This window comes from Microbacterium sp. NPDC088619 (genome assembly GCF_044752825.1).
Classification (GTDB): Bacteria; Actinomycetota; Actinomycetes; order Actinomycetales; family Microbacteriaceae; genus Microbacterium.
The window spans coordinates 93,306-114,060 of sequence record NZ_JBIVLZ010000001.1; the positions used below are offsets into that span (position 1 = coordinate 93,306).

Genomic DNA, 20,755 nt, shown 5'->3' on the forward strand with positions numbered 1-20,755 from the left:
CCCATGAGCACGGAATCACCCTTCCTGAACAATGACGAATCGGATGCGGACCGCTACGCGGCCGCAGACGAAGTGGCCGTCGACGAGGAATTCTCCGATGACGACGGCGTTCTCTACGATGACCAGGTGACGCCGGAGTACGGAATCCTCGGCTTCACACTGCGAGAGCTGCTGATCGTCGGCGTGTGGCTCATCGCCTTCATCGCCTCGTTCTTCCCCTACGTCGGCGACGCGTCGATCTGGGGGGCCGGTATCCAGTGGATTCTGCCCATCGGTGCGCCGACTGTCGCGGTGTTCCTGCTGGTCCTTCGCCGTTTCTCGCCTGACGGCATCCGCCGTGTCGGTTCGCTGGGGATCGACCAGTTCGCGTCGGTGGCGTTCTCCGTCTCGGCGGTCTTCTGGCTGGGAGCCCTCTGGAACGCCGTCGCGTTCGTGATCGAGTTCGGTGTCTTCGGGCTGCCTTGGAACGGTGTCGTCCAGCTCCTCGCGGCGCTCGCGCTCGTCGTCCTCACGGTGTTCGCTCCGCTGGTGCCCGGTCTCAAGGAAGATTTCCAGGGCCGACTCGTCACCCTCGCGCACCGCAATGCCAATCCGGTCCGGCCGGTCATCGCGCGGCCACGCCCCGAGCCCGCCGCCCCCGAGCACGACACGTCCGTGGCCTCCGATGCACACCCCGCCCCGCACACGCACACGGAGGCGGAGCCGGAAGCTGGCCACATCGTTCCTGATGCGGCTTCCGACGCCTCCGAGTCGCACCTCGCCCCGGTGGCTCCCACCACAGACCCCGTCCCGGCACCGCACACGATCGAGGCCGCGCCGCCGGCCTACACGACCACGGCCGCTCCGGCGGCGGGTATCGACGTCGAGCTGTCCGGTGAGCAGGCGACGGATGAGGTGGCTCGTCTGGATCTCGCCGAGCAGGTGCCCCTCTCCTCGCACGCCTCGGGCGGGGGGACGGGAACCGAGGAGACGACCTCCGATGAGGAGTACACGCCCGCGTACTCACGTCGGTCGCGCGGGCAGGAACCCGAGATCGTCTCGGACACGGGCAGCATCGAGTCTCTCCTGGGTACGACCGCTCGCGATGTCTCGTCGGCCGAGACGACCGCGTTCCCCGCCCTCGACGACGAGACCGACTTCGCTGCGACGAACCCGCAGGACTCCTTCTCGGCCCCGCAGCCATTCTGGATCCTCGCGCCGACGGAGCGCGACGTGCATGACGAACGCGGCGAGAGCATCTTCAGGATCGGTCCGAACGCGTGGGCTCTCGTCATCGAGGACCGCGGTGGTGCATTCGTCATCAGACACGACGACGGGCGCATCGGCTACCTGCACGACATCGCAGACATCACGAGAGGCTGATCTTGCGCACGATCGATCTGCGGGGGCGCACGCTCTCGCCGGCTGACATGCTCGCGGCCGTGCCGCGCGCCACCCAGGCACGAGCCGAGGCGCTCGATACCGCCGCACGAATCGTCGACGACGTGCGAGAGCGGGGCGAGGATGCTCTGCGCGAGCAGGCCGAACGCTTCGATCGGGTCACCGGCCACGATATCCGGGTGCCCGCCCAGCACATCGCCGACGCCCTCGAGGTCCTCGCGCCCGACGTCCGTGTCGCTCTCGAAGAGGCGATCCGCCGAGTGCGCATCGCCTCGGCGGCACAGGTTCCCGAACGTCGGATCACGCGGATCGGCACCGGCGCGACGATCACGCAGCGGTGGCAGCCGGTGCACCGAGCAGGGGTGTACATCCCCGGAGGCAAAGCCGTCTATCCGTCCAGCGTCATCATGAACGTCGTTCCTGCGCAGGTCGCGGGAGTGCGGCAGATCGCGCTCGCCTCACCGCCGCAGCAGGACCAGGGCGGGCGTGTGCACCCCACGATCCTCGCCGCGGCAGGTCTGCTCGGCATCACCGAGGTGTACGCGATCGGCGGAGCCGGGGCGATCGGATCCTTCGCGCACGGCGTCGCGGGGATCGGGCTCGATCCGGTCGACGTCCTGTCAGGGCCGGGCAACAACTACGTCGCTTCCGCGAAACGTGCGGTGGCCGGGGTCGTCGGCACCGATTCGGAGGCAGGGGCCACCGAGATCCTCGTCGTCGCAGACGCCGCCGCCGACCCGCGGCTCATCGCCGCCGACCTCGTCAGCCAGGCGGAGCACGATGAGCAGGCGTCGGCTGTGCTCGTCACCGATTCTCCGCAGCTGGCCGACAGCGTCGCCGCCGAGGTCGAGCGGCAGGCGGGCGCCACGCGCCACGCGACGCGCGTGGCGGCGGCTCTCGACGGGCCGCAGTCGGCGATCGTCCTGGTCGATGACCGTGCGATGGCGACGGCGTTCAGCAACGCGTACGCTCCCGAGCACCTCGAGCTGCACCTCGAAGATGCCGAGGCCGCGGCAGACAGCTTCACCAGCGCAGGCGCGGTGTTCGTGGGAGACCACACCCCGGTGAGTCTCGGCGACTACATGGCCGGCAGCAATCACGTCCTGCCCACCGGGGGACAGGCGCGCTATGCGCCCGGACTCGGCGCGTACACGTTCCTTCGTCCGCAGCAGGTCATCTCATACGATCGAGCTGCACTCGCCGAGGTGCGCGCAGGAGTGGTCGCCCTCGCCGAGACCGAGGTGCTCCCTGCGCACGGTGAGGCGATCGAGGCGCGGTTCACCGCGTAGGATCGGTCAGATGCACTGCCCCTTCTGCCGTCACTCGGACTCCCGGGTCATCGATTCCCGCACCAGTGATGACGGTCTCTCGATCCGGCGTCGACGTCAGTGTCCCGAGTGCGGTGGTCGTTTCACGACGACGGAGACCGCGAGCCTCAACGTCATCAAGCGATCTGGCGTCATGGAGCCGTTCAGTCGCGAGAAGGTCATCTCGGGCGTGCGCAAGGCCTGTCAGGGGCGGCCCGTCACGGAAGCGGATCTGGCGATCCTCGCTCAGCGGGTGGAGGAGGCCGTCCGACAGACCGGCGTCTCGCAGCTCGACACGAATGAGATCGGCCTCGCGATCCTCGGACCTCTCCGCGACCTCGACGAGGTCGCCTACCTGCGGTTCGCCAGCGTGTATCAGGCCTTCGACTCGCTCGAGGACTTCGAGAGCGCGATCACAGATCTTCGCTCGGACCACGTCAAGCCGGAGCCCGTCGACCGGTAATCTGGCAGGGATGTATCCGCTGCTCTTTCGCGCTGTCCTGTCGCGCTTCGACCCCGAGTTCGCCCACCACGCCGGTATGGCGGTGATCCGCGTGCTCGGTGCTCCGCCGTTCTCCCGGGCGACACGCGCGCTGACGAAGCCCGACCCGTCCCTGCGGGTGCAGGCGCTCGGCCTCACCTTCTCCTCTCCGTTCGGCATCGCGGCGGGATTCGACAAGAACGCCGTCGGCGTCCGCGGTCTCGCCGCGCTCGGCTTCGGACATGTCGAGATCGGCACCGTCACGGCGATCCCGCAGGAGGGCAACCCCAAGCCGCGGCTGTTCCGCCTGGTCGCCGATCGAGCGGTCATCAACCGGATGGGGTTCAACAACGCGGGAGCGGACGCCGCCGCCCGCCGACTCGCGCGACTGCGGCGCGGCGCACCCGACACGGTCATCGGAGTGAACATCGGCAAGAGTCGGGTCGTCGACGTCGAGAACGCCACCGCCGACTACGTGGCTTCGGCGACGAGACTCGCACCCCTCGCCGACTACCTGGCAGTCAACGTCTCATCCCCGAACACCCCCGGTCTGCGAGGACTTCAGGCCGTCGAGACGCTGGCCCCGCTCCTCAGGGCGGTGCGGGCAGCATCCGGTGAGACTCCGCTGCTCGTCAAGATCGCTCCCGACCTCTCAGACGACGAGATCGTCGCCATCGCGAAGCTCGCGGTCGACGAAGGACTCGCCGGAATCATCGCTCACAACACCACGATCAGCAGGGCCGGACTCACTACGGACGCGGCGACGGTCGCGGAGATCGGGGCTGGCGGGCTCTCGGGAGCGCCGCTCAAGGAGCGTTCCCTGCAGGTGCTGCGTCTCGTGCGTTCGGCGGTGCCCGAGGACTTCTGCGTGATCGCCGTGGGGGGAGTGGAGACGTCGTCAGACGTGCAGGAGAGACTCGAAGCCGGAGCCACGCTCGTGCAGGGCTACACGGCCTTCCTCTACCGCGGTCCCTTCTGGGGTCGCGAGATCAACCGGGGCCTCCTCGCCCGCTGAACCATCGCACCCGCATACGAGAAGCGCCTCGTGCTCAGGGAGCAGGAGGCGCCTCTTCTGGAAGCCGGGGGTCAGGCGGGGTAGTCGCCGCGCTTGACCTGCGGCTTGGGAAGACGCATGAACCGCATCTGCAGTGACCGCATGGCGGCGTACCATCCGAGGCCGCGCTCCATGCGCTCCTTGCCGAACTTCGCGGCGACCTTGCGCTTGACGCGCATGCCCAGCAGCACCATCCCGCCGATCGCGAGGATCAGGTACGCCATCATCACCAGATATGCCCATCCGGCGATGGCGAATCCGCCGATGGCGAGGTTCGCGGGCAGCAGCGAGATCAGGATGACGAGCACCATGACGCCCATCACGAACTCGGCCGGGTGCCACCCGGCATCCACGTAGTCACGCACCCAGCGGCGCTGCGGCCCCTTGTCACGAGCCGGGAGGTACTTCTCCTCGCCGGCGGCCAGACCGGCCTGTGCGCGGTTGCGGCGTTCGTTGAGCTCGGCGCGTGCCGCAGCCTTCGCCTCCTTGGTGTTCGCGACCAGAGGTCGGCGGCGAGCCGCCTCCTGTTCGGCCCGGGTCGGCGTCGCGCGTCCCTTGCCCGACGCAGTCGTCTCGGGAGCGTCGTCGTTCGTCGAGTGGGGGACAGGGGTAGTGGCCACGAGGTTCCTCGGTTCAGTGAAGGCGGATCACCTTAAGATTACTCGCATGACATCTCCTGCCCAGCCCGGCGAACAGAATCTGTCCAGCGAACGCGAACCGGCCGTCCTCGAGGCTGTGTCGACGGGGTTTCCCGCGGCACTGAGCGACCTGGGCTCGCTCGTCCGCATTCCCGGCATGGCGTGGCCCGCATTCGACCAGACGCAGCTCGAACGCAGCTCTGAGGCTGTCGCCGCACTCGCCACCGCCACCGGGATCTTCGACGAGGTGCGCGTTCTCCGCGCCGCGATCCCCGGCACCGACGAGCACGGGCAGCCGGCGGTGCTCGCGACACGTGCCGCGCGCAACGGCAAGCCGACGATCCTGCTCTACGCGCACCACGATGTGCAGCCTCCTGGGGACGACGCCCTGTGGGAGACGCCGCCGTTCGAGCCGACCGTGCGCGACGGACGCCTCTACGGTCGCGGCGCCGCCGACGACAAGGCCGGGATCATGGCGCACATCGCCTCGATCCGGGCCGTCGCCGAGGTCGTAGGCGACGATCTCGAACTGGGCATCGCGATGTTCATCGAGGGCGAGGAGGAGTACGGATCCCGTTCCTTCGCGCAGTTCCTCTCGGACAACAAGGAGGCTCTCCGTGCGGATGCGATCGTGGTCGCCGACTCGGGCAACTGGGATTCGGTGACACCCGGGCTCACCGTCTCGCTCCGCGGCAACGCGCGATTCACCGTGCGCGTGCGCACCCTCGATCACGCCTCGCACTCCGGGATGTTCGGGGGAGCCGTCCCCGACGCGATGATGGCGACGGTCAAGATGCTCTCCACCCTCTGGCACGAGGACGGTTCTGTCGCAGTCGACGGGATGACCGAGCGCGAGGCCCCCACGCCCGAGTACAGCGAGGAGACGCTTCGAGATGAAGCCGGTCTTCTGCCAGGCACGTCGCCGATCGGAGGCGGCAGCATCCTCAGCCGGATCTGGAACAAGCCGTCGGTGACCGTCATCGGAATCGACGCGACCAGCGTCGCTGCGGCCTCCAACACCCTGCTCCCGGAGGTGACGGTCGTCGTGAGCGCGCGTGTCGCACCCGGCCAGACCGGGGAGGAGGCCTACGCCGCCCTCGAGTCGCATCTGCGCGCCAACGCGCCGTACGGCGCTGAGCTGACCTTCTCCGACGTCGATCTCGGCAACGGCTTCCTCGTCGACACCAGCGGTTGGGCCGTCGCGCTCACGCGGGATGCCATGCGAGACGGCTACGGCGTGCCCCCCGTCGATCTCGGTGTCGGCGGGTCGATCCCGTTCATCGCCGACCTCGTGCGGGAGTTCCCTGACGCGCAGATCCTCGTGACGGGCGTGGAAGACCCGCACTCGCGGGCGCACAGCCCCAACGAATCCCTGCACCTCGACACGTTCCGCCACGCGGTGGCGACCGAGGCGCTGCTGCTCTCCCGCATGAACGACATCATCATCTGAGCCCGATCCCCGAGCCAGAGGGTAAAATCGAGTTACCAGCCGTGCACGCGCGGCCCGTCCCAAGGAGCGACATGAGCGACACCACACTGACCTCAGCAGAGACCACCCAGGCGCACGGCGTGAAGCTGACCGACGCCGCGGCCGTCAAGGTGAAGAATCTCCTCGAGCAGGAGGGCCGTGACGACCTTCGTCTGCGCGTAGCCGTCCAGCCCGGCGGATGCTCCGGCCTGATCTACCAGCTGTACTTCGACGAGCGGTTCCTCGAGGGCGACGAGACCGTCGACTTCGACGGAGTCGAGGTCATCATCGACAACATGAGCGTCCCGTACCTCGATGGCGCGTCCATCGACTTCAAGGACACGATCTCGGAGCAGGGCTTCACGATCGACAACCCGAATGCCGCGGGCAGCTGCGCCTGCGGAGACAGCTTCCACTGATCCGGACCCCCTCGCCAACCTGCGTGGTTGGCATGAATCAGGTGTGAGGTTGCCCTAGACTTGGGTGTGCCCTGTCCGCAATCTGAAAGGTGCATCGTGCCCTCGAAACGCCGCCTTCGTTGGGCCGCTCTCCCCCTGGGAGTAGCGGCAGCCGTGGCCCTGGCGGGATGTACTGCCACTGAGCTGAACGGTTACCTCCCTGGCTTCGTGGAGGGTGAGCCTGCGGCCACCAACCAGACCGAGCGCGTGTCGTCGCTCTGGGTCAACTCCTGGATCGTCCTGCTCGCCGTCGGCGTGATCACCTGGGGCCTGATGGCGTGGGCGGCTATCGCCTACCGCCGCCGCAAGGGTCAGACCGGTCTGCCCGTGCAGATGCGCTACAACATGCCGATCGAGATCTTCTACACGGTCGTGCCGCTGATCCTCGTGCTGGGCATGTTCTTCTTCACGGCCCGTGATCAGTCCGCCATCGAGGCGAAGTGGGACGAGCCCGACGTCGAGATCACGGCTATCGCGAAGCAGTGGGCGTGGGACTTCCAGTACGACGGCGAGGAGGAGGACAACTCCGACGCCGTCTGGACCATGGGAATCCAGGCTCAGCCCGACGCGGACGGCAACATCGACCAGGCGCAGCTTCCGACGCTGGTGCTTCCCGTCGACCAGAAGGTCACGATCAACCTCCAGTCTCGCGACGTGATCCACTCCTTCTGGATCATCGACTTCCTCTACAAGAAGGACATGTACATCGGGAAGGACAATTCCTGGTCCTTCATCCCGACGCGTGTCGGCGAGTACGCCGGCAAGTGCGCCGAACTCTGCGGCGAGTACCACTCGATGATGCTCTTCAACGTGAAGGTCGTCGAGCAGGACGAATACGACGCCTACCTCCAGTCGCTCGAGGAGGAAGGCAACACCGGAGACATCACGGACGCCTACGACCGTCTGTCGAACTACCCCGGGACAACCGCCCCGACCTCCGAGGAAGGAGAGGAGTAAGCCATGTCGACCACTGAAGCCCCCCGCACCGACGAGGCCCCTCGCTCTCGACCCACCACTCTGCCCGCGCGCCAGGCCGCTCTGATGAGCACCTCGCGCGTCGAGCAGAAGGGCAACATCGTCGTCAAGTGGATCACCTCCACCGATCACAAGACGATCGGGTACATGTACCTGATCGCCTCGGTGCTGTTCTTCCTCCTCGGTGGCGTGATGGCTCTCGTCATCCGCGCAGAGCTGTTCGCTCCCGGGATGCAGATCATCCCGACCAAGGAGCAGTACAACCAGCTCTTCACGATGCACGGCACGATCATGCTCCTCATGTTCGCGACCCCGCTCTTCGCGGGCTTCGCGAATGCGATCCTGCCGCTGCAGCTCGGTGCACCTGACGTCGCCTTCCCGCGTCTGAACGCCTTCGCGTTCTGGCTCTTCCTCTTCGGCTCCACGATCGCCGTAGCGGGCTTCCTCACGCCGCAGGGCGCGGCGTCGTTCGGATGGTTCGCCTACCAGCCGCTCGCGAGCGCGTCGTTCTCGCCTGGTGCCGGCGGAAACCTGTGGATGGTCGGCCTCGGAATCTCCGGATTCGGAACGATCCTCGGTGCAGTGAACTTCATCACCACGGTGATCACGATGCGTGCGCCCGGCATGACCATGTGGCGTATGCCGATCTTCTCGTGGAACACGCTCATCACGAGCCTCCTGATCCTGATGGCCTTCCCGGTGCTCGCAGCTGCGATCTTCGCCGCGGCAGCAGACCGAATCCTCGGCGCTCACATCTACGACCCGGCCAACGGCGGAGTCCTGCTCTGGCAGCACCTCTTCTGGTTCTTCGGTCACCCCGAGGTCTACATCATCGCCCTGCCGTTCTTCGGCATCGTGTCGGAGATCTTCCCGGTCTTCAGCCGTAAGCCGATCTTCGGGTACAAGACGCTCGTCTACGCGACCATCGCCATCGCGGCGCTCTCCGTCGCGGTGTGGGCTCACCACATGTACGTGACCGGTTCGGTGCTGCTGCCCTTCTTCGCCCTCATGACGATGCTCATCGCGGTGCCGACGGGTGTGAAGATCTTCAACTGGATCGGCACGCTCTGGCGCGGATCCGTGACCTTCGAGACGCCGATGGTGTTCGCGCTCGGCTTCCTGGTCTCGTTCGTCTTCGGTGGTCTGACCGGCGTCATCCTCGCGGCTCCGCCGCTGGACTTCGCTCTGTCCGACTCCTACTTCGTCGTCGCCCACTTCCACTACGTCGTCTTCGGCACCGTGGTGTTCGCGATGTTCGCCGGGTTCTACTTCTGGTGGCCCAAGTGGACCGGACGGATGCTCAACGAGCGTCTCGGCTACGTGCACTTCTGGATGCTGTTCATCGGCTTCCACATGACGTTCCTCATCCAGCACTGGCTGGGTGTCGACGGCATGGTGCGTCGCTACGCGGACTACTCGGCAGCCGACGGCTGGACCTGGCAGAACCAGGTCTCGACGATCGGTGCGATCATCCTCGGAGCGTCCATGCTGCCGTTCTTCCTGAACGTGTGGATCACGGCTCGCAAGGCACCCAAGGTCACGGTCAACGACCCGTGGGGCTACGGTGCTTCGCTCGAGTGGGCGACCTCCTGCCCGCCGCCGCGTCACAACTTCACGTCGATCCCGCGTATCCGCAGCGAGCGTCCTGCGTTCGACCTGAATCACCCGGAGGCCGCCGAGTTCACACCGGCCGCACCCGGCGAGCGAGAGGGCCACTGAGCCATGCGCGACAATGTCATCCTCTGGTGGGTTCTGACCGCCTTCTTCGCCCTGGTCGGAGTCGTCTACACCGGCTGGCACATCCTCGCCACGCCGTCGGACAACTTCGCCGAGCGCATCGAGTGGGTCGGCACCGTGGCGCTGTTCTTCGCGGCCTTCATGGGTGCGATGATCGCGTTCTACCTCGACCGCACGCACAAGGCTCAGAACGGCGAACTGCCTGAAGACATCCTCACCAGCGACATCGACGACGGGGACCCCGAGCTCGGTGAGTTCAGCCCCTGGTCCTGGTGGCCGATCGTGCTGGCTGGATCCGCAGGCATCTTCGTCGTCGGACTCGCGGTCGGGCACTTCCTGCTCCCGATCGGCTTGGCGATCTTCGTCGTCGCGATCGTCGGCTGGGTCTACGAGTACTACCGCGGGAACTTCGCCCGCTGACCTGCACAGAGAAAGCCCCTGGGATGCGATCCCAGGGGCTTTCTCCATGTCGGGGCTACGCCCGAGAGCGGATGCGGGCCACGCCGGTCAGGGGGTCGACCGGGCGGCGGTGCACACCGTCGGCATCCTCCACGGGATAGCCCTCCCTGACCCAGTACTCGAATCCTCCGATCATCTCCCGGACGGCGTATCCGAGCTTCGCGAACTCCAGAGCGCCTTTGGCGCCCGCATTGCACCCGGGGCTCCAGCAGTAGACCACCACAGCGGAACCCGCCGGTATCTCAGCTGGCGCGCGGCTCGCGATCTCGCTGTAATGCATGTGCGTCGCCCCCGCGACGCGTCCCTGAGCCCACGCCTCGTCTGAGCGGACATCGATGATGACGACGTCATCCGTGGCCCGGAGAGCGGCGTACACGTCGCTCGCGTCGGTCTCGTAGGCGAGCTTGGCGGCATAGTACTCAGCGCGATCGATCATGTCCCCAGCCTAGGGAGCCGCGTCAGCGACTGTCGTCCTCTTCCTGACGCCGGCAGACAGGATCCCGCCAATGTCGACGGAGCGCCTCAGAGCTCGACGGTCATCTGGACTCGGCGTCCGTATCGATCGAGCCCGAGAGAGTTCTCTGTGTCGACGAGGCCTCGCTGGAACGGAGTCTCCGGGATGCTCTCGAGGAAACCGCACGACGCGTAGAACGGAGCGTTCCAGGGGATCTCCGCAAACGTCCGCAGCGTCATGCGCGTGTAGCCGCGCTCCCGGGCGGTCTCGAGCGCCGCGCTGACGAGTCTGCGTCCGAAGCCCTGACGGCCGGAGCTCGGAAACACCGAGAGCTGCTCGAGGTGCGCGTGGCCGTCGATGTCGAGGACATGCACGAATCCGACGGGGGAGGAGGTGCTGCGGCCTTCCAGCACGAGCACGAACCCGGGAGCTGCGATTCGCTCACCGCCATCGCCTGGGGGTGGCCACTCCGGCGCTCCCAGACTGTCGATCAGGAGGGCATCGGCCTGCGCTTCGATGGCGCGCAGGACTTCCGCATCGTCAGCGACGGCGAGCCGTATGACGTCGCTCATCGCGCGTCCTCCGCGACCGCCGCGATCGCTTCTATCTCCACCAGCTGGTGGTCGTAGCCGAGCACGGTGACGCCGAGGAGGGTGCTCGGCACGTCGTGGTCGCCGAAGGCCGCATGGATGACATCCCACGCTGCGACCAGATCGGCCTGAGACGAGGATGCCACCAGGACTCGTGTGCTGATGACATCCGACAGGCTGGCATCGCTGGCCCGAAGCGCGGTGACGAGCGTCTCGACGCAGCGAGCGGCCTGGGCGGAGTAGTCACCGGGGGCGGTCGTCGAACCATCCTCCTCGAGGGGACACGCCCCGGCGAGGAAGATGAGCCGGGAGCCGGCGGGGGCGGTCGCCGCATATGCGTAGGGTGCTGCGGCGAGGTCGGTGGAACGGATGAGTTGGACTGCTGAGCTCATATCTCGATCCTGCCACGCGTGTATGAACGGCTCGCGGATGCGAAAGGGCCCTGTCCGAGAATCGAACAGGGCCCTTTGGCATGAGGAGCGGAGATGTTACTGGTCGTCCTCGGACTTCTTCTTGCGCGGCTTCTTCACCGGCTCGGTCGAGATGACCGTGCTGGGGGTGTTCGGCGTCTCATCGACATGCGTCTCACTGACGGTGAGCGGCGCATCCGGGAACCCTGCACGCTCGTGCGCGCCCTGGATCTCGGCGGCCTCGGTCTCGTCGTTCTGAGCCGTGACGTGATGCTGGTGCGCGTCCGCGGCCTCGATCTCCGCCTGCGTGAGCGGAGCGAGACGGTCCTCGAAGAACCAGCGCGAGATCGAGGATCGCAGGTTCTCGGTCCACGAGATGCGTCCCTTCGCGTTGGGGCGCACGACCAGCGGCTCGTAGCCGTCGACATCGATGAGCTTCCAGCGGTCGTACTTGTCGACGGGCTGGTGGACCTCGATGAACTCGCCACCGGGGAGGCGGACGATACGGCCGGACTCGAAACCGTGCAGGACGATCTCGCGGTCCTTCTTCTGCAGGGCGATGGCGATCCGCTTGGCGATGAAGTATCCGAGAACCGGTCCGACGAACAGCAGTGCCTGAAGCGCGTGGATCACGCCCTCCATCGTGAGCATGAAGTGCGTCGCGATGAGGTCGGACGATGCTGCAGCCCACAGGACGGCGTAGAAGATGACGCCGGCCACGCCGATCGCGGTGCGAGTCGCCGCGTTGCGCGGGCGCTGAGCGATGTGGTGCTCGCGCTTGTCGCCCGTGACCCATGCCTCGATGAACGGATAGATCGCGACGAGCACGATGAACAGACCGAGGACCACCAGCGGCAGCAGGATTCCGAACGACCAGGTGTGATCGAGGAAGACCACATCGAGGTTCGACGGAGCGAGACGCAGAGCACCGTCGGCGAATCCGATGTACCAGTCAGGCTGAGTACCGGCCGAGACGGGGGAGGGGTCGTACGGGCCGTAGTTCCAGATCGGGTTGATCTGGAAGAACGTCGCGATCAGCACGATCGTGCCGAAGACGATGAACAGGTAGCCGCCCATCTTCGACATGTACACGGGCATCATCGGGTAGCCGACGACATTGTCGTTCGTGCGGCCGGGGCCGGCGAACTGCGTGTGCTTGTTGACGATCATCAGCATCAGGTGCACGGCGATCAGACCGATGACCAGCAGCGGAAGCAGCAGGATGTGCAGCGTGTACAGGCGGCCGACGATGTCGGTGCCCGGGAACTCGCCACCGAAGAGGAGGAACGACGTCCAGGTGCCGATCAGCGGGATGCCCTTGATCATTCCGTCGATGATGCGCAGGCCGTTGCCCGAGAGCAGGTCGTCGGGAAGGGAGTAGCCCGTGAAGCCCTCGGCCATCGCGAGGACGAACAGCACGAAGCCGATCACCCAGTTGAGCTCGCGAGGCTTGCGGAAGGCGCCGGTGAAGAAGACGCGCAACATGTGCACGCCGATGCCGGCGACGAAGACGAGCGCGGCCCAGTGGTGGATCTGGCGAACCAGAAGGCCACCGCGGAGGTCGAACGAGATGTGCAGCGACGACTCGAGCGCCGCCGACATCTCGATACCGCGCATCGGGGCGTAGGCGCCCGTGTAGTGCGTCTCGACCATCGAGGCCTGGAAGAAGAACGTCAGGAAGGTTCCCGAGAGGAACACGACCACGAAGCTCCACAGCGCGATCTCGCCCAGCATGAACGACCAGTGGTCCGGGAAGATCTTGCGGCCGAGCTCCTTGACGAAGCCCGAAATGCTGGTGCGCTCATCGATGTAGTTCGACGCGGCGCCGACGAATCGACCGCCGAGAGGCGCCTTGTTGTCCTTGTCCTCTTTGGACAGCGTTGCGGTGCTCAATGGCGCTCCCAGAAGCTCGGGCCGACGGGCTCGGTGAAGTCACTGCGCGCGACGAGGTAGCCCTCGTCGTCGACGGTGATGGGCAGCTGCGGCAGCGGACGTGCGGCCGGTCCGAAGATGACCTTGGCGTGATCCGTGACGTCGAACTGCGACTGGTGACAGGGGCAGAGGAGGTGGTGGGTCTGCTGCTCGTACAGAGCCACAGGGCATCCGACGTGCGTGCAGACCTTCGAGTACGCGACGATGCCGTCGTACGACCAGTCCTTGCGGTCCTCGGCCTCGATGAGCTGCTCGGGGCGCAGGCGCATCATCAGCACGATGGCCTTCGCCTTCTCCTCGAGGTAGCCGTCGTGGTGGCTGAGTTCGGCGAGGTCCTCGGGGATCACGTGGAACGCGGATCCGAGGGTGACATCCGCTGCGCGGATCGGTGTGCCGTCGGGGTCGCGGACGAGGCGCTGACCCTTCTCCCACATCGTGTGCTTCAGCAGCGTCACCGGGTCGCCCGCGGTGGGGTCATCCGGAGTGCTGTGCGGAGCGAGACCACGGAAGAGCGTGACACCGGGGATGATCGAGGCCACGATCGCTGCGAACAGCGAGTTGCGGATCATCGTGCGTCGTCCGAAACCGGACTCTTCGTTCGCGGTCGCGAATGCCTCGACTACGGCCTCTCGCGTCGAGTCCTTGCCCCGGGTGGGGTGGCGGTGCTCGATGTGCTCCTTGTCGCTCATCAGCGCCTTGGACCAGTGGATGGCGCCGATGCCGATCGAGAGCAGCGCCAACGCGATGCCCAGACCGATGAAGAGGTTGTTCTGACGGATGTCGATGAGCGCGCCGCTCTCGATGGGGAAGAGCATGTAGGCGGCGACCGCCCAGATGCTTCCTGCCAGCGAGAGATAGAACAGGGTGTAGACCGTGCGCTCCGCAGCCTTCTCAGCGCGCGGGTCCTTGTCGGTCATCCGCGCGCGGTGCGGCGGCAGCCCCGGGTTCTGCACGGGATCGCTGACTGCGACACCCAGCCCTGGAGAGGGCTGGTAGGCCCTGTCAAGAGCCTGCGAGTCGTCGTCGTGTGCCATGGTGCTCCTCGTACGTTCCTCTTCGATGAATAAGCGTCAGTTGGACTTCGCCGTGATCCACACGGTGATGGCGACGAGCGCGCCGATTCCGAAGATCCAGACGAACAGGCCCTCGGAGACGGGACCGAGCGAACCGAGCGAGAAACCGCCGATCTGCACGGACTGCTGCTGGTAGAGCAGAGCCGAGATGATGTCGCGCTTGTCTTCGTCCGACAGGTTCATGTCGCCGAAGACGGGCATGTTCTGGGGGCCCGTGACCATGGCGGCGTACATGTGCAGCGCGCTGGTCTCGGTCAGTGCCGGGGCGTACTTGCCCTCGGTGAGGGCGCCGCCGGCTGCGGCCACGTTGTGGCACATCGCGCAGTTCACGCGGAACAGCTCTGCGCCGTTGGCGACGTCGCCTTCACCGTCGAGGATGTGGTCCTCGGGGAAGGTGGGACCGGGGGCCGACTGCTGCACGAACGAGGAGATCGCGAGGATCTGCTCCTCGGTGAACTGCGGCTCCTTCTGGGGTGCCTGCGGTCCCTGCATCTGCAGGGGCATGCGACCCGTCGACATCTGGAACTCGACCGCGAGCTCGCCGACGCCGTAGAGGCTCGGTCCGTTCGCCGTGCCCTGCATATCGAGACCGTGGCAGGTGGCGCAGTTCGCCGTGAACAGCTTCTCGCCGTCCTCGACCGTGAGCGTGCTCGCAGCAGTGGTCTGGGTGTCGGCCGCAGCGAAGGCTGCGGACGTTCCGGCGTATACCGCGCCGGTGATCATGAGGCCTGCTCCGATGAGGGCTACCGCAGCCAGTGGGCTGCGACGGCCATTCGAACGGCGCTTCTTCTCTCGTGCCATCTCGGGGATCAGCTCCGCTCTTATTTCAGGAAGTAGATAACGACGAACAGCACGATCCAGACGACGTCGACGAAGTGCCAGTAGTAGGACACCACGATCGACGAGGTCGCCTCCTTGTGCCGGAAATTCTTGACGGCGTATGCGCGCCCGATGACGAGGAGGAACGCGATCAGACCACCGGTGACGTGCAGGGCGTGGAAGCCCGTGGTGATGTAGAACGCGGAGGCATACGAGTCGGCGCTGATCGGCATGCCCTCAGCGACCAGCTGTGCGTACTCCCACACCTGTCCGGAGACGAAGATCGCGCCGAGGGCGAAGGTGAGGAAGAACCACTCGACCATGCCCCAGCCGAACAGGCGACGGCGGCCGGCGCCGTTCTTCTGCCCCTTGGCGATGCGGTACGGCTGCAGATCCTCGGCCGCGAACACGCCCATCTGGCACGTGAACGAGGAGAGCACGAGGATCGCCGTGTTCACGAACGCGAACGGAACGTTCAGCAGTTCAGTGCGGTCGGCCCAGAGCTCGGGAGAAGTGCTGCGGAGCGTGAAGTAGATCGCGAAGAGTCCCGCGAAGAACATCACCTCGCTGCCGAGCCACACAATGGTGCCGACAGCTACCGGGTTGGGGCGCTTGATCGTTCTTGCCGCCGGGGCATACGTCGCTGAGGTCGTCACCCTTCCATTATGGCCGATCCGCGGGCATGATTCTCGCACCGGAGGCCCCGGTTTCGCCCTCGATCGACTTAGGCAACCCTAAGAAAACGCTGCGAATCCTCGGTGAATACGCGGGAAACAAGGGATGCGCCACGCTGGGTCCGGGCTTTGGAAGAGTCTGCACGTTTTCCCGGCGCCGATAGGATCGCACACATGGCTGATTCCCTGACCTGGTCCGACGTGCTCACCACTCTTCTGGAGCGTCGCGATCTCAGCGTCTGGGAGTCGACCTGGGCGATGCGTCAGATCATGCGCGGTGACGTGACCCAGGCGCAGCTGGCCGGCTTCCTCGTCGCTCTCCGAGCCAAGGGGGAGACGATCGACGAGATCGTCGGGTTCCGCGACGCCATCCTCGAGGCGGCGGTTCCTCTTCCCGTGTCGTCGAACGTGCTCGACATCGTCGGCACCGGCGGTGACCGGGTCGGCACGGTCAACGTCTCCACGACCGCGGCGGTCATCATCGGCGCCACCGGCATTCCGGTCGTCAAGCATGGGAATCGTGCCGCCAGCTCGGCCTCCGGATCCTCGGACGTGCTGAGCGCGCTCGGGCTCGAGCTCACCCTGGACCCCTCAGCGGTCTCGTCGATTCTCGACCGCACGGGCATCACCTTCGCCTGGGCGGGTGCCTTCCACCCCGGTTTCAAGCACGCGGGCGCTGTCCGCGCCGAACTCGGCGTCCCCACTGTCTTCAACATGCTCGGTCCGCTCTGCAACCCTGCTCGTGCGGAGGCGAACGCCGTCGGCGTGGCTCAGCTCGAGCGCGTTCCCCTCATCACTGGTGTGTTCCGCACGCGGGGCGCGACCGCGCTGGTGTTCCGCGGCGACGACGGGCTCGACGAGCTGACCACCACGGGGCACAGCCGTATCTGGGAGGTCACGCGCGGCGACATCCACGAGCACGACCTCGACCCGCGCGACCTCGGCATCCCGATCGCAGACCTCGCGGATCTGATCGGCGGAACACCCGATCACAACGCCGCCGTGCTGCGCAGGACGCTCGAGGGCGAGACAGGAGCCGTGCGAGACATCGTCCTGCTCAACGCAGCGGCCGGGATCGTCGCGTTCGAGCTCTCCCAGGATGCGACGCAGGTGCAGCGCCCGATCCTCGAGCGCCTCCGCGAGGGATACGAGCGAGCAGCTGCCGCGGTCGACGACGGCCGCGCCATCGCGAAGCTCGATGAGTGGATCGGCGTGAGCCGCGAGCTCGCGTCGGCGTAGACAGCACGATGGACCCCGTAGCCGCTCTGCTCGAGATCGCCTCGCTGCTCGAGCGCGAACGGGCATCTCGCTATCGGGCGAAGGCCTTCCGTCAGGCCGCGGCCACTCTGCAGCAGCTGCCGGAGGATGTCCGCGCCGATCCGACGAGGCTGCGGGCTGCGAAGGGGATCGGCGAGTCGACATTCGCAGTCATCCGCGAGGCGCAGGGCGGAGAGGTGCCCGACTATCTGGTCGAGTTGCGTGGCGACGTCGAGCCCGAGCGCGTTTCCGCGCTCAGGGCGAAGCTGCGCGGAGATCTGCACGCCCATACGGACTGGTCGGACGGCACGACGCCCATCCCCGTGATGGCGGCGGCCGCGCGAGCGCTCGGACACGAATACCAGGCGATCACCGACCACTCGCCGCGCCTCAGGGTCGCCCGCGGGCTCTCACCCGAAAGACTTCGCGAGCAGATCCCGCTCGTGCGCGCCGAGTCGGGGGATGGGTTCACGCTGCTCGCCGGCATCGAGGTCGACATCCTTGAAGACGGCGCCCTCGACCAGGACGATGCTCTGCTCGGCGAGCTCGACATCGTCGTGGCATCCGTGCATTCCAAACTGCGCATGGACGCGAGACCGATGACGGCCCGCATGATCGCAGCCGTCTCGCATCCGCGTGTCAACGTCCTCGGTCATTGCACGGGCCGCCTCGTGCAGGGCGAACGCGGCACGCGGCCCGAATCCCAGTTCGATGCGGCAGCGGTCTTCGCGGCATGTGCGGAGAACGGTGTGGCCGTCGAGATCAACTCCCGACCCGAACGCCAGGATCCGCCCGACGAGCTGATCTCGATCGCGTTGCAGGCGGGATGCCTGTTCTCCATAGATTCGGACGCGCACGCACCTGGTCAACTCTCGCTGCTCGATCACGGTGCGGAACGAGCGGAGCGAGCCGGCGTCCCCGCATCGAGGATCGTCACCACGTGGGGACTCGACCGGCTGCTCGCCTGGGCGAGCTGAGTCAGCCTTCGACAGTCGCGATCGCGGCGACGGCGCGCGTCATCGAGCCTCCGAGGTTCCACTTCTCCGCGAGCGCGGTCGCAGCGTCGACCTCGGCGGGATCGAGCGGGCGGAGCGGATCGGTCGGCGCCACGATGTCGAGGTCGGGCGCGACGGCGACGACGGTCGGTGCCACATCGAGGTAGTCCGCCGCGGCGAGGATCTTCGCACGGACGCCCGCGCTCATGCCCTCGCCAGCTTCGGCCGCCGCTCGGATGCCGATCAGGTCGCCATGAGTCTGCAGGAGCGTGGCTGCGGTCTTCTCGCCGACGCCCGCGACGCCGGGCAGCCCGTCGGATGCATCTCCGCGCATGGTCGCGAAGTCGGCGTACTGGCCGGGCAGCACGCCGTACTTCGCCACGACGACGGCATCCGTGACGATCTCGAGGTTGCTCATTCCCCGAGCCGTATAGATGACGCGCACGTTCCTGGAGTCGTCGACGAGCTGGAACAGGTCCCGATCGCCCGTGACGATGTCGACCGGCATGGTCGCGTGGGTCGCGAGGGTGCCGATGACATCGTCGGCCTCGTGCGCGGCGACGCCGATGATCGGGATCCCCAATGCTCCGAGCGTCCGACGGATCAGCGGAATCTGCGCTTCCAGGGGGTCGGGGACCTCCTCGACGTCGGGCCCGGCGGCGACGACCTCGACGACGCGATGCCCCTTGTAGCTCGGGATCAGATCGACACGCCACTGGGGCCGCCAGTCGTCGTCCCAGCACGCGATCACGTGCGTCGGCTCGTACAGCGTGACCAGCTTCGCGACGATGTCGAGCAGCCCTCGCGCGGCGTTGATGGGAGAGCCGTCGGGTGCCGTGACCTTGTCAGGCACCCCGTAGAAGGCCCGGAAGTAGAGGCTTGCGGTGTCGAGCAGGAGGAGCTTGTCGGCGCGGGGCATGCAGACAGTCTGTCAGCGTGCCCGGCGGGGATGGTATCGAGTCCGTCATATCGCCCCGTGATCTGATAGCCTTGATTGTCACTCGTGGCGTGCCTGTGCATGCCCTGGTGTCGAAACCAAATCAATCGCTGCAGAGCTCAACATCGGTCGTGCGCGGCCGGAGCCCTCAGCCCGAGTCTCCATTCACAAGGACAACCCACTACATGACTACCGCAACGACCGCCCCGGCCACCAAGCAGGTCGCGATCAATGACATCGGATCTGCTGAAGACTTCCTGGCCGCGGTCGAGAAGACCCTGAAGTTCTTCAACGACGGCGACATCATCGAGGGAACGATCGTCAAGATCGACCGCGATGAGGTCCTCCTCGACGTCGGATACAAGACCGAGGGTGTCATCCCCTCGCGCGAGCTCTCGATCAAGCACGACGTCGACCCGAACGAGGTCGTCAAGGTCGGCGACGAGGTCGAGGCCCTGGTTCTCCAGAAGGAGGACAAGGAAGGCCGTCTGATCCTCTCCAAGAAGCGTGCACAGTACGAGCGCGCTTGGGGAGACGTCGAGAAGATCAAGGAGAACGACGGCGTCGTCACCGGAACGGTCATCGAGGTCGTCAAGGGTGGACTCATCGTCGACATCGGCCTCCGTGGCTTCCTGCCGGCCTCGCTCATCGAGCTGCGCCGCGTCCGCGACCTCACGCCGTACCTCGGCCAGGAGATCGAGGCCAAGATCCTCGAGCTCGACAAGAACCGCAACAACGTCGTGCTCAGCCGCCGTGCGCTGCTCGAGCAGACGCAGTCGGAGTCGCGCACCACGTTCCTGAACAACCTTCACAAGGGTCAGGTCCGCAAGGGTGTCGTGTCGTCGATCGTCAACTTCGGTGCGTTCGTCGACCTGGGCGGCGTGGACGGCCTCGTGCACGTCTCCGAGCTGTCCTGGAAGCACATCGAGCACGCCTCCGAGGTCGTCGAGGTTGGCCAGGAGGTCACCGTCGAGATCCTCGAGGTCGACCTCGACCGCGAGCGCGTCTCCCTGTCGCTGAAGGCGACGCAGGAGGACCCGTGGCAGGTCTTCGCCCGCACCCACGCGATCGGTCAGGTCACGCCGGGTAAGGTCACCAAGCTCGTTCCGTTCGGTGCGTTCGTTCGCGTCGCAGACGGCATCGAGGGCCTCGTCCACATCTCCGAGCTCTCCAGCAAGCACGTCGAGCTGGCCGAGCAGGTCGTGTCGGTCGGCGAAGAGGTCTTCGTCAAGGTCATCGACATCGACCTCGAGCGTCGCCGCATCTCGCTCTCGCTGAAGCAGGCGAACGAGGCCGTCGACGTCAACGGCACCGAGTTCGACCCGGCGCTCTACGGCATGCTCGCCGAGTACGACGAGGCCGGCGAGTACAAGTACCCGGAGGGCTTCGACCCCGAGACCGGTGCATGGAAGGAAGGCTTCGACACCCAGCGCGAGGCATGGGAGCAGGAGTACGCTGCAGCCCAGGCTCGCTGGGAGGCTCACAAGGCTCAGGTTGCCAAGGCAGCCGAGGCCGAGGCGGCCGCTGGCGACGACTTCGGTGGCCAGGTCTTCTCGAGCGAGGTCGCAGGCGCGGGCACGCTCGCGGATGACGAGGCTCTCGCCGCTCTGCGCGAGAAGCTCTCGGGCGGCAACGCTTAAGCATCACGCTCTGAACG

At 66.4% G+C, this 20,755-nt stretch carries 21 protein-coding genes; 12 read left to right on the forward strand and 9 right to left on the reverse strand.

Annotation, left to right across the window (positions count from 1 at the left end; genetic code table 11):
- Positions 1–3: 3 nt before the first annotated feature.
- From ACIP5T_RS00505 to ACIP5T_RS00520, 4 genes are read left to right on the forward strand one after another with little or no spacing between them, the layout of a single operon-like run.
- Positions 4–1,362: a hypothetical protein gene (locus ACIP5T_RS00505; protein ID WP_400859724.1), complete on the forward strand. Its 1,359-nt coding sequence runs from the start codon at positions 4–6 to the stop codon at positions 1,360–1,362.
- The gene (gene hisD, locus ACIP5T_RS00510; RefSeq protein WP_400864540.1) at positions 1,362–2,669 is read left to right on the forward strand and encodes a histidinol dehydrogenase; all 1,308 of its coding nucleotides are present in this window, start codon (positions 1,362–1,364) and stop codon (positions 2,667–2,669) included. Before ACIP5T_RS00505 ends, hisD begins: the two co-directional genes overlap by 1 nt.
- A gap of 10 nt (positions 2,670–2,679) precedes the next feature.
- Entirely contained in the window at positions 2,680–3,150 is a 471-nt protein-coding gene (gene nrdR / locus ACIP5T_RS00515; RefSeq protein ID WP_400859726.1) for a transcriptional regulator NrdR, read from the forward strand.
- 10 nt (positions 3,151–3,160) lie between these two features.
- Positions 3,161–4,183 (forward strand): quinone-dependent dihydroorotate dehydrogenase, encoded by a 1,023-nt coding sequence (locus tag ACIP5T_RS00520; RefSeq protein ID WP_400859728.1) that lies wholly within the window; start codon positions 3,161–3,163, stop codon positions 4,181–4,183.
- A gap of 71 nt (positions 4,184–4,254) precedes the next feature.
- Here ACIP5T_RS00520 and ACIP5T_RS00525 read toward each other — a convergent pair whose 3' ends face one another.
- Entirely contained in the window at positions 4,255–4,842 is a 588-nt protein-coding gene (locus ACIP5T_RS00525; RefSeq protein WP_400859730.1) for a DUF3043 domain-containing protein, read from the reverse strand.
- A 46-nt stretch (positions 4,843–4,888) separates the two neighbouring features.
- On the opposite strand from ACIP5T_RS00525, the gene ACIP5T_RS00530 reads away from it, so the two are divergent.
- The 5 genes from ACIP5T_RS00530 to ACIP5T_RS00550 all read left to right on the forward strand — a co-directional run bounded on the left by ACIP5T_RS00530 (position 4,889) and on the right by ACIP5T_RS00550 (position 9,918).
- Complete coding sequence (locus ACIP5T_RS00530) at positions 4,889–6,310, forward strand: dipeptidase (RefSeq protein ID WP_400859732.1); 1,422 nt, start codon at positions 4,889–4,891, stop codon at positions 6,308–6,310.
- 71 nt (positions 6,311–6,381) lie between these two features.
- Positions 6,382–6,747: an iron-sulfur cluster insertion protein ErpA gene (gene erpA, locus ACIP5T_RS00535; RefSeq protein WP_194763425.1), complete on the forward strand. Its 366-nt coding sequence runs from the start codon at positions 6,382–6,384 to the stop codon at positions 6,745–6,747.
- A gap of 96 nt (positions 6,748–6,843) precedes the next feature.
- Positions 6,844–7,743: a cytochrome c oxidase subunit II gene (gene coxB, locus ACIP5T_RS00540; protein ID WP_400859734.1), complete on the forward strand. Its 900-nt coding sequence runs from the start codon at positions 6,844–6,846 to the stop codon at positions 7,741–7,743.
- Between the two features lie 3 nt (positions 7,744–7,746).
- Entirely contained in the window at positions 7,747–9,480 is a 1,734-nt protein-coding gene (gene ctaD / locus ACIP5T_RS00545; protein WP_042538403.1) for a cytochrome c oxidase subunit I, read from the forward strand.
- A 3-nt stretch (positions 9,481–9,483) separates the two neighbouring features.
- Complete coding sequence (locus tag ACIP5T_RS00550) at positions 9,484–9,918, forward strand: cytochrome c oxidase subunit 4 (protein WP_400859737.1); 435 nt, start codon at positions 9,484–9,486, stop codon at positions 9,916–9,918.
- A gap of 55 nt (positions 9,919–9,973) precedes the next feature.
- On the opposite strand, the gene ACIP5T_RS00555 is transcribed toward ACIP5T_RS00550, so the two are convergent.
- From ACIP5T_RS00555 to ACIP5T_RS00585, 7 genes are all read right to left on the reverse strand, one after another.
- Complete coding sequence (locus ACIP5T_RS00555; protein WP_400859739.1) at positions 9,974–10,393, reverse strand: rhodanese-like domain-containing protein; 420 nt, start codon at positions 10,391–10,393, stop codon at positions 9,974–9,976.
- Positions 10,394–10,479: 86 nt separating this feature from the next.
- The gene (locus tag ACIP5T_RS00560; RefSeq protein WP_400859741.1) at positions 10,480–10,983 is read right to left on the reverse strand and encodes a GNAT family N-acetyltransferase; all 504 of its coding nucleotides are present in this window, start codon (positions 10,981–10,983) and stop codon (positions 10,480–10,482) included.
- A complete protein-coding gene (locus ACIP5T_RS00565) occupies positions 10,980–11,393 on the reverse strand; it encodes a RidA family protein (protein WP_400859742.1) in 414 nt (137 codons plus the stop codon). The genes ACIP5T_RS00560 and ACIP5T_RS00565 overlap by 4 nt, the downstream gene beginning before the upstream one ends.
- 96 nt (positions 11,394–11,489) lie before the next feature.
- Positions 11,490–13,304: a cytochrome bc complex cytochrome b subunit gene (locus ACIP5T_RS00570; protein ID WP_400859744.1), complete on the reverse strand. Its 1,815-nt coding sequence runs from the start codon at positions 13,302–13,304 to the stop codon at positions 11,490–11,492.
- On the reverse strand, positions 13,301–14,377 hold the full coding sequence (locus tag ACIP5T_RS00575) for a ubiquinol-cytochrome c reductase iron-sulfur subunit (protein ID WP_042538395.1): 1,077 nt from the start codon (positions 14,375–14,377) through the stop codon (positions 13,301–13,303). The genes ACIP5T_RS00570 and ACIP5T_RS00575 overlap by 4 nt, the downstream gene beginning before the upstream one ends.
- 36 nt (positions 14,378–14,413) lie before the next feature.
- Positions 14,414–15,217 carry a c-type cytochrome gene (locus ACIP5T_RS00580; RefSeq protein WP_400859745.1) on the reverse strand — a complete coding sequence of 268 codons (804 nt, stop codon included), beginning with the start codon at positions 15,215–15,217 and terminating at the stop codon, positions 14,414–14,416.
- A gap of 20 nt (positions 15,218–15,237) precedes the next feature.
- The gene (locus tag ACIP5T_RS00585) at positions 15,238–15,891 is read right to left on the reverse strand and encodes a heme-copper oxidase subunit III (protein WP_091234540.1); all 654 of its coding nucleotides are present in this window, start codon (positions 15,889–15,891) and stop codon (positions 15,238–15,240) included.
- A 192-nt stretch (positions 15,892–16,083) separates the two neighbouring features.
- Between ACIP5T_RS00585 and trpD the strand changes: the two genes are divergently transcribed.
- Together trpD and ACIP5T_RS00595 are read left to right on the forward strand one after the other, a co-directional pair.
- Positions 16,084–17,148: an anthranilate phosphoribosyltransferase gene (trpD, locus tag ACIP5T_RS00590; RefSeq protein WP_400859746.1), complete on the forward strand. Its 1,065-nt coding sequence runs from the start codon at positions 16,084–16,086 to the stop codon at positions 17,146–17,148.
- An 8-nt stretch (positions 17,149–17,156) separates the two neighbouring features.
- Positions 17,157–18,143 (forward strand): PHP domain-containing protein, encoded by a 987-nt coding sequence (locus ACIP5T_RS00595; RefSeq protein ID WP_400859747.1) that lies wholly within the window; start codon positions 17,157–17,159, stop codon positions 18,141–18,143.
- 1 nt (position 18,144) lies between these two features.
- Here ACIP5T_RS00595 and ACIP5T_RS00600 read toward each other — a convergent pair whose 3' ends face one another.
- Entirely contained in the window at positions 18,145–19,080 is a 936-nt protein-coding gene (locus ACIP5T_RS00600; RefSeq protein ID WP_400859749.1) for a 5'-3' exonuclease H3TH domain-containing protein, read from the reverse strand.
- A gap of 203 nt (positions 19,081–19,283) precedes the next feature.
- Between ACIP5T_RS00600 and rpsA the strand changes: the two genes are divergently transcribed.
- Positions 19,284–20,738, forward strand: a complete 1,455-nt coding sequence (rpsA, locus tag ACIP5T_RS00605) for a 30S ribosomal protein S1 (RefSeq protein ID WP_056377208.1) — start codon at positions 19,284–19,286, stop codon at positions 20,736–20,738.
- Positions 20,739–20,755: the final 17 nt, after the last annotated feature.

Excerpts from the sequence above, each read along its gene's own strand:
- ACIP5T_RS00505 (WP_400859724.1), top strand. The coding sequence starts at position 4 with ATGAGCACGGAATCACCCTTCCTGAACAATGACGAATCGGATGCGGAC.
- nrdR (WP_400859726.1), top strand. The coding sequence starts at position 2,680 with ATGCACTGCCCCTTCTGCCGTCACTCGGACTCCCGGGTCATCGATTCC.
- ACIP5T_RS00520 (WP_400859728.1), top strand. The coding sequence starts at position 3,161 with ATGTATCCGCTGCTCTTTCGCGCTGTCCTGTCGCGCTTCGACCCCGAG.
- ACIP5T_RS00530 (WP_400859732.1), top strand. The coding sequence starts at position 4,889 with ATGACATCTCCTGCCCAGCCCGGCGAACAGAATCTGTCCAGCGAACGC.
- erpA (WP_194763425.1), top strand. The coding sequence starts at position 6,382 with ATGAGCGACACCACACTGACCTCAGCAGAGACCACCCAGGCGCACGGC.
- ctaD (WP_042538403.1), top strand. The coding sequence starts at position 7,747 with ATGTCGACCACTGAAGCCCCCCGCACCGACGAGGCCCCTCGCTCTCGA.
- ACIP5T_RS00550 (WP_400859737.1), top strand. The coding sequence starts at position 9,484 with ATGCGCGACAATGTCATCCTCTGGTGGGTTCTGACCGCCTTCTTCGCC.
- ACIP5T_RS00555 (WP_400859739.1), bottom strand. The coding sequence starts at position 10,393 with ATGATCGATCGCGCTGAGTACTATGCCGCCAAGCTCGCCTACGAGACC.
- ACIP5T_RS00560 (WP_400859741.1), bottom strand. The coding sequence starts at position 10,983 with ATGAGCGACGTCATACGGCTCGCCGTCGCTGACGATGCGGAAGTCCTG.
- ACIP5T_RS00565 (WP_400859742.1), bottom strand. The coding sequence starts at position 11,393 with ATGAGCTCAGCAGTCCAACTCATCCGTTCCACCGACCTCGCCGCAGCA.
- ACIP5T_RS00575 (WP_042538395.1), bottom strand. The coding sequence starts at position 14,377 with ATGGCACACGACGACGACTCGCAGGCTCTTGACAGGGCCTACCAGCCC.
- ACIP5T_RS00580 (WP_400859745.1), bottom strand. The coding sequence starts at position 15,217 with ATGGCACGAGAGAAGAAGCGCCGTTCGAATGGCCGTCGCAGCCCACTG.
- trpD (WP_400859746.1), top strand. The coding sequence starts at position 16,084 with ATGGCTGATTCCCTGACCTGGTCCGACGTGCTCACCACTCTTCTGGAG.
- ACIP5T_RS00595 (WP_400859747.1), top strand. The coding sequence starts at position 17,157 with ATGGACCCCGTAGCCGCTCTGCTCGAGATCGCCTCGCTGCTCGAGCGC.
- ACIP5T_RS00600 (WP_400859749.1), bottom strand. The coding sequence starts at position 19,080 with ATGCCCCGCGCCGACAAGCTCCTCCTGCTCGACACCGCAAGCCTCTAC.
- rpsA (WP_056377208.1), top strand. The coding sequence starts at position 19,284 with ATGACTACCGCAACGACCGCCCCGGCCACCAAGCAGGTCGCGATCAAT.